Consider the following 15,048-nt stretch of genomic DNA (forward strand, 5'->3'; position numbering starts at 1 on the left):
ATTTTGATGTTAAGGGAGCCGATTATCGATGGACGTCGTTTACCAATTTGAAGAAGTAGCCAGACTTCCTTTGCCCGGGGATAACTGCGCCGTTGCGATTCGCCAATTGAACGCCGGCACTGTCATTCAGTATGAAAACCAATCCTTCGTCTTGGATTACACCGTTATGGAAGGCCATCGGTTCGCGGTACGAGCGATCGCTCCCGGCGATGAGCTGCTTTCGTGGCAATTGCCTTTCGGCGTGGCGCTTATGCCGATTGATCCCGGTCACTATGTAATCAACGAAACCGTTCTGGCAGCGCTCAGTGTGCGCAAGTTGGCATTCGTGCTGCCGCCTGTGCCCAATTTCGCGGATCAAGCTCATCCTTATATCCTGGATGAGGAGAACTTCCAGCCTGCTCCGGCATCGCCGGCTTATACGGATACGCGCAACTTTATGGGGTATCGCCGGCATGAAGATCGCGGGGTCGGCACGCGCAACTACGTCGTACTGCTTGGCACCACGTCGCACACGGGCAGTTATGTGAAGATGCTAGCCGCTCGTCTGCAAGGCGAATGCGATAACTATTCGAATATCGATGGAATTGTCCCCGCTGCGCACACGGAGGGCGGCACGGAGAAGCCGAATAACGTGGACTTGCTGCTTAGGACGCTCGCCGGTTTTATGGTCAACCCGAATGTCGGTGCGGTATTGCTTGTCGATTACGGCAATGAATCGGTCACGAACCAGATGGTGGAGGCTTATGCACGCGAGCATAGCTACCCCATTGATGAAGTCCTTCATAAGTTCGTATCGCTCACGGGCAGCTTCGAAGAGGAACTGATTATAGGTGAAGCATTAGTACGGGAGTGGCTGCCGACGGTCAATGCGATGCAGCGGACGCCTGAATCCATAAGCCACTTGCGAATCGGCTTGCAGTGCGGCGGTTCGGACGCTTTTTCCGGCGTATCCGCGAATCCCCTTCTTGGCTGGGTTTCGGAACAATTGGTTCGTTACGGCGGCGCGGCCAGCCTGGCCGAAACCGATGAATTGATTGGCGCAGAGCCCTATGTCCTGTCAAAGGTACGCAATGTGGAAACCGCGCGTAAATTTCTGGAGCTGCTGGACCGCTTTAAGGAGCGCACGTCTTGGCATGGAACAAGCGCGGAAGGTAACCCGTCCGGCGGTAACATGTATCGCGGCTTGTACAACATCTATCTCAAATCCATAGGCGCCGCGATGAAGAAAGACCCTGCAACGCGGATTGATTATGCAACCGAGTACGGAGAGCTCATGAAGGATGGCGGCTACTATTTCATGGACAGCCCCGGAAATGATCTGGAGAGCATCGCCGGGCAGGTGGCCGCAGGCTGCAACATGATCTTCTTTACGACGGGAAATGGTTCGATAACCAATTTCCCGTATGTGCCGACGGTCAAGGTGGTCACGACAACTCGCCGCTTCCAGCTGCTGTCGAACGATATGGATGTGAACGCAGGTCAGTATCTGGAAGGCAAGTCGATGGATGAGCTGGGACAAGAGGTATTCGAATTGGCGATTCAAATTGCCTCCGGCCAGCAAAGCGTCGGCGAGAAAGCGGGCCATGCCCAGGTACAAATTTGGCGCAACTGGCAGCAGAACGATGCGAGCCAGCTGCAGACGCTGCTGCACGCACCCACACCGACAGGAGCTCCGATCGCCATTCAAGAGGATGCTGCAGCGTTGGCCAACCCGATTCAATTTACTTTGACTCGGCAGCGTGATCGGCAGTCCAGCGGGAATATCGGCTTGATTGTGCCGACCAGCCTCTGTGCCGGTCAGGTAGCGGGCATGATCACCAAGCGACTGAACAAGCAAGGAGCGGGGCAGTCCGATCTCTCGGGCTTCGTCGCGTTAGCACACACGGAGGGCTGCGGCGCTTCCGGGGGATCGGCCGAATCGCTGTTTGCCCGCACGATGATCGGCTACATCACGCACCCGATGGTAGAGCATTGTTTGCTGCTCGAACATGGCTGCGAGAAAACGCACAACGATTATATGCGCCATCAGATGGAAGTCAATGGCGTTGATGCGAGCCGTCTCGGCTATGCGAGCATCCAGCTTGACGGCGGAATCGCCAAGGTGAGCGAGAAGGTCGAAGCTTGGTTCGCCGAACGATTGGTCGCGGCTGCGCCTGCGGAGAAGGTGACGGTCGGACTGGAAGGACTGCGCATCGGGATCGTTAGCGACGGCGCCATAAGCGACGATGCCGGCGAGCAGCTGGCAGCGCTTGCCAAGATGGTTGTCGGTGCAGGAGGTTTGGTCGTCGTTCCTGAGAATAGCGGATTGCTTGCGGTGGATGCGTTCGGCCAACATCTATTTACTGCACCTCAAGCTCAGCCATCCATCGCCTATGGGGAACATGTTCGCCGCAATGGATTCCACATTATGGAGACGCCAACGACACATTGGGTCGAGACGGTCACGGGACTTGTAGCTACCGGTGTGGAAATTGTGATCGCGTTGATCGGCAATCGACCGATGCAGACGCATCCTTTCGTCCCGATGCTGCAAATCGCATCCGAGCAGGCCGTGCTGCAGAAACATCAGCAAGATGTCGATTTGGTGCTCTCGGGCAGCCCCGATGTATGGGCGAACCAAATTCTCGAGCTCAGCAAGCAAGTGCTGGAACATACTTATTCGCCGCGTCTCTATCAGCAAGGTAATATCGATTTCCAATTGACGCGGGGCTTTTTAGGCGTATCACTATAACGCAGCCATCTATGAAAGTGAGGATCACGCAATGTCGAACACACTATTATCCAAACGGCCGCTCGGTAATACCGGCCTGCACGTAACGTCGCTATGTCTTGGAGCCGCCCCGCTCGGGGATATGCCGGAAACCTTTCAATATGGCACGCCGGAAGAACAAGCCTTGGTAACGCTGCGCACCGCATTTGAAAGTCCCATCAACTTTATAGATACAGCTGCATCCTATGGCTTTGGCGAGAGCGAGCGACGGATCGGCAAGGCCATTCAAGCCAATGGCGGGCTTCCGGCGGGTTACGTGCTCGCCACCAAAGCCGACCGCGACTTCGCGACCGGCGATTTCAGCGGCGAACAAATCAAACGTTCCGTCGAAGAAAGCCTTGAGCGCTTGGGACTTGATCGTCTGCAATACGTTTATATCCACGATCCTGAACATACCACTTTCCACAATGTCATGGGATCCGGAGGTCCGCTCGAAGTACTGCAGAAGCTTCAGAGTGAGGGAGTCATCGATCACATCGGCATATCCGGCGGACCGATCGATTTGCTCATTCAATACGTAGAAACGGGAGCGTTTAGCGCGGTGGAAACTCACAATCGCTATACGCTGCTTAATCGAGCTGCCGAACCTCTGCTTGATGTCGCGAGTCGCATGGGCGTCGCCGTCATCAACGGTGCTCCTTATGGCAGCGGCATCTTGGCCAAAGGTCCGGATGCATACGCCCGTTATGCCTATAGCGAAGCTTCGCCGATCGTATTGGAAAGAGCGCGCTCGTTCGTCAAAGTGTGCCAGGAGTTTAATGTCCCTCTGGCAGCCGCAGCCCTTCAGTTCTCGCTTCGCGACCCGCGTGTCACCAGCACGGTCGTTGGCATGAGCAAGCCGGAACGTGTCGCTCAGACGGTGGAACTCGCGAATTACCCGATTGCCCCTGAATTATGGCCGGCGCTTGATGCCTTCGGCTACGATGTGGACGATCCGGAAGCGAATCGATTTGATTAATGGCTAAGCATAGTGGCTTAACATAGCCGCGGCTAGCCTCCACCAAATGTAAACCCCATCTGCCATTGCGGATGGGGTTTTTAGGCTTTCCGGGTTTTCTTTTACCTAATTGGAAGGGTAATTGTTGTGCATGAATAAGCTGGCATCTTCGGAATGATTTCTCTCGTTTGATAGATACTAAGAAAATGGTGGTACGAGGTCGAATCGGTTGAATTTTCGGGAGGCGAATGTCTTGAACTGGTTATGGAATGAATGGCGCACGCTCTTTGGATCGCGGAAAAGGCTCGTACCGATAATCGCAATGTGCTTAATACCCTCACTTTACAGCGGTACTTATTTATGGACCTATTGGGATCCTTACGCGCACTTGGAAAGGCTGCCGGTCGCTGTCGTGAATGAGGACCAGCCGGTTGATTCTCAAGGTAAAACGTTTGCGATTGGCAATGATCTCGTGAACGAGCTCAAGAAGGACCGTTCCTTAGAATGGCGGTTTATTAATGCGGAGGAAGCGGATGAGGGGCTGCGGAACCGAAATTTTTATTTCGAAATATTCATTCCTTCCGACTTTTCGCATCGGGCGACAACCTTGGGGACAGATCAGCCAACGCCGCTTGAGCTGACCCTGAAGCTGAACGAAGGCCTTAATTATATCGTGAGCAAAATTGGCAAATCGGCAGTCGAAACGATCAGGCAACGTCTATCGGAAGAGTTATCGGCAAGCTACGCGAAAGCCATTTACGAACAGCTGACCCCGCTCGGCACGGGCTTCCAGAAGGCGAGCGATGCAGCATCACGGCTCGATACCGGCCTTATGCAGTCGGCTGACGGCACGAAAGCGCTTCTCGAAGGATTACGTAATGGACAAGCTCCTATATCGAGGCTGGAACAAGGTGCTGCCGAGCTGGCGTCTGCTTCGGGGCGCTTATCCGGAGGCGCCGAGCAGTTAGGACAAGGCGCCACTAAGCTTTCCGGCGGCTTGGGAAGTCTGAGCAGCGCGATGGATCAGCTCAAAGCCGGAAGTACGGACGCTGCTCAAGGGGCGGATAAAGCGTCGGCTTCGGCAAAGCAACTGAGTGATGCGTTGTCGAAATGGCTGGCAGCTCACCCTGATGAGGCCAAAGATGCAGAGCTGACGCTCATCGGAAAACAAAGCAAGCAGATGTCCGATGCGATCGATCGAGTAAGCGGCGGTGTAAACGCGCTGTCCAAAGGCGTTGCGGAAGCCGGCGGCAGTGCGGCACAGCTATCGAACGGAGCCGGACTCTTCGCGAGCCAGCTGGCGGCACTTGGAGCTGGCGCATCCAAGCTGCGCGACGGCGTAACTGCTGCTGCGGATGGTATCCATAAAGTGGCCGGCGGGTGGAGCAGTCTTACGACCAACGTTGGTAAATTGTCGGACGGCCAGCAAGCGCTCGCGCAAGGAGGCGCAGAGCTGAGCCGGGGGTTATCGGAAGGGGCGGCGAAAGCGGCAAATATTCACGCGTCGGATCATTTATTCGCGATGCTCGCCAATCCCGTCCATTTGAAGGAGCAGGCCCTTCATCCATTGCCAAACTACGGAACGGGGGTCGCGCCGTTTTTCGTCTCGCTCAGTCTCTATATCGGTGCGCTCTTATTTGGCAATGTCTTTTCCTTCCGAGCGACGAGTGCGCCTCCCCCGTCGGGATTGTTATGGTTCTTCTCGAAATTCGGCGTGCTCGCCCTCATCGCGTTCGTTCAGAGCGCCGTCGCCAGCTTAATTCTGATCCCCGGGGTCGGCTTAAGTCCGTCTTTCCCGTTCGAATTTTTCGCTTTCGCCTTTTTATCCAGCCTTGTATATATGTCCGTCGTTCAAGTGCTGATTACGGCGTTTGACGATTTCGGGAAGCTGCTGGGCATTATCGTTCTCGTCCTGCAACTGACGGCTACCGGAGGCGTGTTCCCTGCGGAGTTGACGCCGGGCATTATGCAGGCGCTTCACGGGGGATTACCAATGACGTATTCGGTGGAAGGATTCCGCGCACTGCTTTCAACAGGCGACTACGCGCTTGTGCGGCAGGATGCGCTGATATTGGTCATTTTTGCGGTAGTTCCGGCCTTGCTCACATGGATGGTTCTGTCGTACTTGCATAAGAAATTGAAGGTAAGAAGCGGGCTCGCGGAAGGCACTTAATCCATTGTCTACAGCCAGCTGGTGCCTTCAACGCGAAGTAGAAGTTTACAAAACCTATAACTGGAATTCATATAAACCCCTACCTCCTTTTATAAACTGGAATGGTCCAAGAGACGAATCAGAAGGAGTAGGGTGGTCGTTCACAATACTAAAAAAACATGATTTGCATGAATGCCATTCGCTGCATCATTTGATGGTCGATCCTGCCGTTTTTCCTTACGTCCGTAATAAGTGCCGGTCCTATGAAGAATATTTGTTCACCACTAAACAGTGGATCGCACAGGAATCACAGGGAACCTTGATTTCGAGAACGATTATGAATGAGCTTGGACATCCGATTGGTACGATTCAGTTATACGATATTGGGAATAGAACAGGCTTTTTGGCGACATGGATAGGAGCTCCTTATTTTGGCCAAGGGTACAATGCGCGGGCAAAAGAATGCTTCATGACAGAGCTGTTTCTTGAACATCGCATCGAGACGGTGTATTTGAAGATTCGCAGCCACAATATTCGTTCCAAAAAGGCGGTAGAGAAGCTGCCGTATGTTCAGCTCGCGAATGATCGCAACCCGCAGCTCTATGAATCGATCAATTCGACGCAGCAAGTCTATGATCTGTATCAAGTGGAGCGGGCCGGCTTCTTAGAGAGGCAAAGTCGAATCCTGCCAACCAAGATGACAAGAGAATGGTCAGTTTTGCTGCAAGAAGGATAAACCACCCAAACGGCGAATATTGTTCCATACTTAAAGTGAGGTGGCGGAGGTGCGGGGCATTCGCTCGATAAAGACGACCAGAACGATTCCCAGGAAAATAAGTTTCTTGCATGTGCTGCTTAATCGGTTTGGTTTCTCCTCGCTGCGCAAACGAATTATGATCTTGCTGACTGTTGGCTTAGTCGGCTTCGCCAGCTTAATGGCACTGGTCTCTTACAATGCGATCTATACCATGCAGCACGATAAAATCAAGACCTCCATGGCTTTCGATCTATACCAGCAAACAACGAAGCTGAACCAAATGTACAATAACTTGCTTCAGGTTACGCAGCAGATGACGCCGGAAGGCACGGTGGGCAATCTGATGGAGTCTTATCTCTCTGCCAAGGACTCTTATAGTCAGCGTATTCTCTCTCGTGATATCTCCTACAATATTGGATTAATCACATTTTCTAATCCGGCCATGGAGCTGGTGATGTATTTTCATACCGAAACCGGACAGCCTACTTTATCGAATTTGCCTCTGCGGGGAGACTTTACGCTGCAATCCTTACCTGATGTCTCTGGTATGGGGCAGCTGAAATACCAGTCCCCGCATAAATCGTTGTGTCGATTCAGCGATGATCAGGTGGTGTCCGTCACACGGGAAGTGAAATTCTCAGACGGAACGCAGTTAGTCGTTTATGTAGAAGCCAAGACCGACATTTCGACAGATATGAATTCGCTTTCAGAAAGCGTAAACATGCCCTATTCGCTTGTTTTCACGGATTCTGCGGGTTTGGTGACCTATAATAGCAGCGATTCAACGGCTTTTGCGGCCGGCCAACGGCTCATGCTAACGGGACAATCGGGTTCAACAGACGGTTATGTATGGAACCGAATGACTGGCGATTACGGCTACGGCATTACGCTGCTGCTTCCCGTCTCTTATTACAATCATGAGCTCTATACATGGAAGAATCATATGTATTGGATTCTCGCTATTGCCCTGCTGATGATGTTTCTGCTTACGCTGCTGTTGCGGCGGCTCATTAACGGTCCGTTTCAACTCATTGAGAGGGAAATGAGGACGTTTGGCAAGGGCTACATGGGGACCAGCCAGTATCGTACGGGGATCGATGAATTTGACCGGATATTCGATCAGTTCAATATTATGAAACGGCAAATTCAGCAGCTCATTATAGACGTGGAGCAGAAGGAGAAACGGCGGCATCAGCTGGAGATCGAGAAGCTGGCTTACCAGATTAATCCCCATTTTCTGATGAATACGCTCAATTCGGTGCGCTGGCTGGCAGTGATGCATAAGCAGGCGAAGATTGAGAAATTTGTTTCTTCGCTAATTAATCTGTTGAATTATAACTTAGGTAAATCAAAGGAAACCGCGACCTTCCGATCGGAAACAGAGGTCATGCGAACTTACCTGGAGCTTCAGCAGATGCGGCATGATTTTGAAGTAAAGCTGGAGATCGAGGAAGGGAGCTATCTGGATAGCCCCGTAGCTAGGTTTATCTTGCAGCCCATCGTAGAGAATGCCGTCTGTCACGGCCTTGATGATCACGGCATGCTGGAAATCTCCATCTCTCCTGATGAAACGGCGCAGATGGTGCACATTATCATCCGCGATGATGGCAAAGGGTTAAGTCATGAGACGCTGGCACTGCTGCAGCGCGATACGCCGGATCAGCAGCAGACGGGATGGGGGATCGGGCTTCGTTATGTGCGATCCATGCTGGAATCATTTTATGGCCATAACGCTCGTATGGGTATAGAGAGCACGCCGAACCAAGGCACAACGGTAACGTTAGATCTACCTTATCTTCAGCATAGAGAGGAGAAAGCGATTTGATCCGAGTATTAGTCGTTGATGATGACAAACTGGCGCGCAAAGGATTGATTTCGATCATGCCTTGGTCAAGTCACGATATGGTTGTTGTCGGGGAAGCGGCCAACGGCGCGAAGGCGCTGGAGTTTATGGAAAGGCATGAGGTGGATCTCATGTTCGTGGATCTCTCGATGCCTGTCATGTCGGGCATGGAGCTGCTTCAGGTGACAAAGCAACGATTCCCGGGGCTGCGCTCCGTGATCTTATCCTTCCACGAAGAGTTCGAGAATGTGCAAACGGCTTATCGCATGGGGGCACTCGATTACCTATCGAAGGTCCGATTGGAATCCGAGGACGACGAGCAAATATTGAAACGAATCCAGCAGCAAATGACCGGCGAAAAGTCGCGTCAGACCGAAGCTAAGTCGCCTGCGATATCGCTTGCTTCTCCTGACCCAGAGTCCAACATTCGCTCACAAGAGGAAGAAGTTTGGTCCGCGCTGGAGCAAGAGTGGCGCTCACACTACTGGCTGTATAATGAATCGGTTTTTCAGCGCTTATGCAAGCAGACAATTGAAGCCAAGGTTTCTTTTCGCCGAGTAGAAGGCCTGTTCATGCGTGTCCTTTCCCAACTCGAGACGATTACGGCACTGGATATCGAACTCCGCTCGGAGGCCAATGACGTTCGCTCGGCGGTTGAATGGCTGCGCGATTACAGGAAACGTGTGTACGCACAGGTTAGGGCCTCAGCGGACTTTACGAACACGACGACCAGTATTCTCAAGGCGGTATGGTTCATTCGCGAGCAGGCTTCCAACACGCTGCATGCCGAGGAAGTCGCGGATCATGTGCATATGAGCCGGAGTTATTTTAGCCAATGCTTTAAGAAGCTGACGGGTTCGACGTTCAATGATTACTTAAGGCAAGAGCGGATGAGAGCTGCCGAGCGGCTGCTGTGCGAAACCAATCAGTCCATCGCATGGGTGGCTCATGCCGTAGGCTACAATGATTCCAAGTATTTCTCTCAGCTCTTCTATGAGCAGACGCGTCTGTTGCCCTCCGAATTTCGAGCGCAATTCCACAAGGGGGACGATTGATTGCAATCGATCGAACAAATATCCACCTCAGTCCTGTATTCGCCGCAAAACGCGGCACATCCGTCTGACTTTTTTTCTTCGCTTCCCATGTACAATGAAAAGGCAAGAAACAAAGGGGAGGGTTAAGATGAAAAGGAAAATGGCATTGTTGCTTTCCACTGCATTACTTGGTTTAACTGTGACGGCATGTAGTTCCAATGATTCATCGAACAATGATTTGAAAGCGTCTTCAAATTCAGACTCGAACTCCGCAACCCCGGCATTAACGGGAGATGATCTGGCTTTCTCTAAATTCCCGAAGCCTGTTGATGTTCACATCGGCATGGTGGTGGATCCGACGGACAAGACGCTGCCGGAAGGCGACAGTGTAAGCAACAACCCGTACACACGTTATCTGAAGGATAAGTACAACATCAACATTATTGTCGATTGGACCGCGGCTACCGGTAACGACTTTAAGCAGAAGGTCAGCTTGACTATCGCTTCGGGTAAGTTGCCCGACGGTATGGTTGTCGACGACCGTTCCTTTATGACCAAAGCAGCCAGCTCAGGATTGCTGTATAATATCACCGATATTTTCAATCAATATCAATCTTCGCAGGTGAAGGAAATCATGGCGAGCACCGAGGGCCGTGCACTCGAGAATGCCAGCTATGACGGTAAAATGGTAGCGCTTCCGAACATCACGGTGGATACCGATGGCGTTCACGTTCTCTGGATTCGCAAGGATTGGCTGGATAAGCTGAGTCTGCCGGTGCCGAAGACTTTGTCTGATATCGAGAAAACGGCGAAAGCGTTTATTGATAACAAGCTTGGCGGGGACAAAACGATCGGTATCGCCGGTCCTTCCAAAAACTCGTTCCCTTATTCAACCTTCCTCGTTTCCTCCAATAACATGGGCGGCTTCGATCCGATTTTTGGTGCGAATGATGCTTATCCGGGCTACTGGCTCGACAATGGCGACGGATCGGTATCGTACGGAACGACTTCCGACAATACGAAGAAAACGTTGGCTTTGCTGGCTGACTGGTACAAAAAAGGGCTTATTGATCCCGAGGTGGGCACACGTGACAACGTGGGCGATCCGATCAATGCCAATCAGACGGGGATTTTCTTCGGTCCTTGGTGGAATGGCGGCTATGGCAACGGGGACTCCTTCAAGAACGATCCGACTGCGAACTGGCAGGCCTATCCGGTTTATACAGACGACAACAAGTGGAATACACATATGAAGACGACCGGCAGCACGTACACCGTTATCAGTAAGAACGCCAAGCCGGATGTCGTTAAAGCCATCATGATCATGAATAACGCACTTGTGCGCGATGAATCGACCTTCGATTTATCGGTTAATGTGGGCTGGTATCCGCTCCGCAACGTTATGGCTGCGGCCAACGAGACGGAATACGAGTATACCGAGCTGCTGAAAGTACTGAAGGGCGAGACGAACGCTGAGGATTACAACAAGCCTAACAGCTTGTACAAACTGATGTATGCGGATGCCAAGAAGGTCAAGGACGTCGTTAAGCCTCCATACGATGATCTCAATGTCAGCAACTTCAGCACGGCGAACTTCGGCGACTTCCAGCGCTTGTATTCCCTCTTGATTGGCGATCGTCCGTTCACAACGGTTCCAATTGATAAGAAGGTCTTCAGCGTAACCTACAACCAGACGCTAACCATGGAAACCAAATGGGCGAATCTGAAGAAGATGGAAGATGAGACGGTTATGAAAATCATCCTGGGCCAAGCGTCCATCGACTCCTTCGACAAGTTTGTGAGTGATTGGAAGTCTCAAGGCGGAGATGAGATCACGGCGGAAGTTGCACAACTCTTGAAGAAGTAATGATGCAGAAGCTTGCGGAAGGCACTGCCGGTTCGGGTGCCTCTCGCAAGCTTTACTATCCGGCGAGAGACAGGGATAGGAATAAGAATAGGGAAAGGGAGAGGGAGGTTAGACGGAATGAGAAAATTGGGCCATCAGAAGCACTATTATTTGATGCTGCTGCCGGGTATGGTCTGGCTTGTGATGTTCAGCATTGTGCCGATGTTCGGCATTCTGATGGCATTTCAGAATTATAATCCGGGAGCGGGACTGTTCAAATCCGAGTGGGTCGGGCTGGAGAACTTCAAGTATATGTTTCAGCTTAATGACAGCAAGACGGTTATCGTCAATACCTTAATCATCGCTGTCGGCAAAATCGTGCTTAATCTGATTGTGCCGCTTATCTTCGCCATTCTGCTAAATGAGCTTCGCAGCTTGCGTTACAAGAAGCTGGTTCAGACCTTTGTTTACCTGCCGCACTTTCTGTCATGGGTGATCATGTCCACGATTGTCATTGGGATTTTCGGCTATTATGGCGTTATCAATACGGTTATCGGCATGTTTGGCCATGATCCAAAACTGTTTATGGCGGATGCGGGCATTTTCCGGCAGATCGTCATTGGAAGTGATGTGTGGAAAGAGTTCGGCTATAACGCGATTATCTATCTTGCGGCACTGACAGGCATTAATCTCAATCTGTACGAGGCGGCTGCTATTGACGGCGCTAATCGCTGGCAGATGATCCGGCATGTCACGCTTCCCGCGCTGACGACCACGGTTGTTCTGCTGGGCGTCTTAAGTTTAGGTAACGTACTGAACGCCGGCTTCGATCAAGTGTATAACCTGTATAACCCGCTTGTATTTTCAACCGGAGATATTTTGGACACATGGGTATACCGGCTGGGCTTGCAAAATCTTCAGTTCTCGCTGGCGACGGCTGCCGGGTTGTTCAAGTCGGTCATTAGCTTTGTACTGATTTTCATATCCTATCGTCTGGCGTATCGCTATGCCGATTACACGGTATTCTGAAGGAGGACGCTGCATTGGTCAGAAATACAACGTTAGGCTCGCGGACGTTTGAAATTGCCAATATTATCGTCCTCGGTATTCTGCTTATTAGCTGCGTATACCCGCTGTGGTATACGTTCTGTGTATCCATCTCCATCAAGTCGGCCGCTAATGCAGGCTTGGTTACCATTTATCCGATCGGCTTCTCCTTGGCCCCGTATAAGGAAATTATCAACGACAGCCTGTTCTTTAACGCGTTCTGGATTTCCATCCAGCGCACCGTGCTAGGTACATCGTTCTCCTTGCTGATGACCGTATTAATGGCATACCCGCTGGCTCGGCCTAAGAGAGATTTTAAAATGCGCAATACTTTCATGTGGGTCCTTGTCTTCTGTATGCTGTTTAACGGAGGATTAATCCCCTGGTATCTCACGATTCAAAACTATCACATGATCGATACGATCTGGGCGTTGGTGTTGGGCGGAGGTGTGCCGGTCTTCGACGTCATTCTGATCATGAACTTCTTCAAGAATCTGCCGAAGGAGCTGAATGAGGCAGCCGTAGTCGACGGAGCCGGTCCGTGGTCCGTTCTGTTTCGGGTATATATCCCATGCTCGATTCCTGTGCTTGCTGCGGTTGCGTTGTTCCTTGCCGTTTATCATTGGAACGAGTTCTTTAACGGCTTGGTGCTGATGAATACGGCTGCGAAATATCCGCTTCAAACTTATATCCAGCAGTTGGTCGTCAACATTCCGGTTGGCACCAGCCTGACGCCGGAACAATATAAGAAGCTTTCGGAGCTGTCTAACCGGACGCTGAACTCGGCAAAGGTGTTTATCGCCATGGTGCCGATGCTAATCGTATACCCTTTCCTGCAAAGATACTTCGTATCCGGTATTATGCTCGGCGCCGTGAAGGAGTAGAACTGATAGGAAGAACGGTACAAACCCACATCCGTATGAGGATGTGGGTTGTTGCTATTAATATCGTGAATTAATGATAGCGATTACATTAATATTTGACGCGCTTTAGTTTCCAAATTATGATGGATTGTGTATTGAAACGTTTCAATAGAATTTGGTAGTGAAGGAGAGAGTGTTATGAAGCAAACGATGGAAGTATACGAACAGCTTTCGGAGAAGGTCAAAGCGTTCGCTGATCGCCAGCATATGGATTCGTACCGCTTGATTGACGCTTGCCGCAATCCGCGTACCGGTCTGTATGGCGACGCCTATTTCAGCTTTGGTAGTAATCCAGAGCAAATGTGCTCTGTGGCTGCTACCGGAGTCGGCTTAATCAGCCTATGTGTCGCGGATCATGAAGGTTGGGATGATCAAGCGGCGGAGAAGGTGAAGCTTACTTTAAACGCCGCACTGGGCAACGTAGATGGCTGCCGTCCTACTAGAGATGAATCGACCGGCTTCTTCGCGCATTTCATAGATATGGACTCGGGCAATAACGACGTGGGTTCTGAAATATCGACGATTGATACGACGTTGCTCGTAACCGGAGCGCTCTTCGCTGGACAGCATTTTAAAGAAAATGCGCCGGAGATCGACGTGATGGCCCATGATTTGCTGGATCAGATCGATTGGAGTGTCGTCATCGCCGATAAGGATAAAGGCATCATCAACATGATTGTCAAAGACGGTAAAGGAATCGCACCGCTGCCCGCTTTTAACGAATATGTAATGGTTGCTTATTTGGCCAAGCTCGCCGAGCCGGATCACCCCGATATCGCCGAGCTATGGGATAACACGTTTGCGGTTGATAAAATCAACCATTATCCGCAGAAGCTTTACCGGGATATTCCGGTCATCACCGACACGAACACAACCGACAACCATCTGGCGTTTCTGTCTTCATTCGTGCATCAGTTCCCTTACTATTTAGTGCCGGACTATGCGAAGAGCGAAACCTACAATAAGTTCTATGAGAATGCTTGTCTGGCAGACCGGTTGAAGTGGAAAGAGCTTAGCGATGTGCCTTCCTACGTGTGGGGGTATGGAGCGGGAGCCAATGACGGCCTCTATAACACGTATCACGCCGATAAAATCAATGATTCGCCGGGAAATGTCGCTTCCGCTTATATCGTAGCCGGCTTCTTGCCGGTGTACCCTGCGGGCATTCACGATATGTATGCGATGTATCAGTTGCATATTCCATATGACGTGTATACAAATCCACAAGACCCGGTAGATGAGGCCAAATTCAAAGCTGCCTACAAATACGGGGTGCATCGTTTCTCCTGGTGGCATCTTGAAGGAGCAGAGCGCTGGTATCCGGAGAAGGTAACGGTGATCGATTGGAGCTCCATGCTGTATGGCATGACGGCGTTCAAACGAGGCATGTCCTTCTTTACCGACCGTTTAAAATAAGTATTATAGAAGTAAAGGCTCGACTGTCACGAGCAGTCGAGCCTTTTTGGTATAGAGGGGTAACTAGAGTTGAGATAAATTGTATAATAATACCTGTTGCTATACCCATGTCTTCCATGTTATATTCTATTTCTGCCTCCGAGACATTAACTTGGAAGCGGTGATCGAGACAAAAACAAGTTGAAAAATAAAGCTTGCAATCATGCTTCGATTCATGGTAAGATCTAATTCCGGTCATGAGCCGGAAGGAAATAAACAAGAGTAACACGAAGTATTTGTTCTTTGAAAACTGAACAATGAGCGACCAGTCAAATGGTCATAAA

Annotated in this window: 10 protein-coding genes; all 10 read left to right on the forward strand. The window is 51.0% G+C overall.

Features of this window, described 5'->3' with window-relative positions; genetic code table 11:
• Window positions 1-28: 28 nt before the first annotated feature.
• A complete protein-coding gene (locus AC0YNS_RS30955) occupies window positions 29-2,731 on the forward strand; it encodes a UxaA family hydrolase (RefSeq protein WP_475784711.1) in 2,703 nt (900 codons plus the stop codon).
• Window positions 2,732-2,762: 31 nt separating this feature from the next.
• Window positions 2,763-3,728, forward strand: a complete 966-nt coding sequence (locus AC0YNS_RS30960) for an aldo/keto reductase (protein WP_475784712.1) — start codon at window positions 2,763-2,765, stop codon at window positions 3,726-3,728.
• A 232-nt stretch (window positions 3,729-3,960) separates the two neighbouring features.
• The gene (locus AC0YNS_RS30965) at window positions 3,961-5,880 is read left to right on the forward strand and encodes a YhgE/Pip family protein (RefSeq protein WP_475784713.1); all 1,920 of its coding nucleotides are present in this window, start codon (window positions 3,961-3,963) and stop codon (window positions 5,878-5,880) included.
• Between the two features lie 163 nt (window positions 5,881-6,043).
• A complete protein-coding gene (locus tag AC0YNS_RS30970) occupies window positions 6,044-6,595 on the forward strand; it encodes a GNAT family N-acetyltransferase (RefSeq protein WP_475784714.1) in 552 nt (183 codons plus the stop codon).
• A gap of 49 nt (window positions 6,596-6,644) precedes the next feature.
• Window positions 6,645-8,441 carry a sensor histidine kinase gene (locus AC0YNS_RS30975; RefSeq protein WP_475784715.1) on the forward strand — a complete coding sequence of 599 codons (1,797 nt, stop codon included), beginning with the start codon at window positions 6,645-6,647 and terminating at the stop codon, window positions 8,439-8,441.
• Window positions 8,438-9,514, forward strand: a complete 1,077-nt coding sequence (locus AC0YNS_RS30980) for a response regulator transcription factor (protein ID WP_475784716.1) — start codon at window positions 8,438-8,440, stop codon at window positions 9,512-9,514. Before AC0YNS_RS30975 ends, AC0YNS_RS30980 begins: the two co-directional genes overlap by 4 nt.
• Window positions 9,515-9,641: 127 nt before the next feature.
• Window positions 9,642-11,360: a type 2 periplasmic-binding domain-containing protein gene (locus tag AC0YNS_RS30985; RefSeq protein WP_475784717.1), complete on the forward strand. Its 1,719-nt coding sequence runs from the start codon at window positions 9,642-9,644 to the stop codon at window positions 11,358-11,360.
• 117 nt (window positions 11,361-11,477) lie between these two features.
• Window positions 11,478-12,368: an ABC transporter permease gene (locus tag AC0YNS_RS30990; RefSeq protein ID WP_475784718.1), complete on the forward strand. Its 891-nt coding sequence runs from the start codon at window positions 11,478-11,480 to the stop codon at window positions 12,366-12,368.
• Window positions 12,369-12,382: 14 nt separating this feature from the next.
• Window positions 12,383-13,270, forward strand: coding sequence for a carbohydrate ABC transporter permease (locus tag AC0YNS_RS30995; RefSeq protein ID WP_475784719.1), 888 nt, complete (start codon window positions 12,383-12,385; stop codon window positions 13,268-13,270).
• Window positions 13,271-13,447: 177 nt separating this feature from the next.
• Window positions 13,448-14,725, forward strand: a complete 1,278-nt coding sequence (locus AC0YNS_RS31000) for a hypothetical protein (protein WP_475784720.1) — start codon at window positions 13,448-13,450, stop codon at window positions 14,723-14,725.
• Window positions 14,726-15,048: the final 323 nt, after the last annotated feature.

This window comes from Paenibacillus sp. J22FR21, assembly GCF_056269135.1.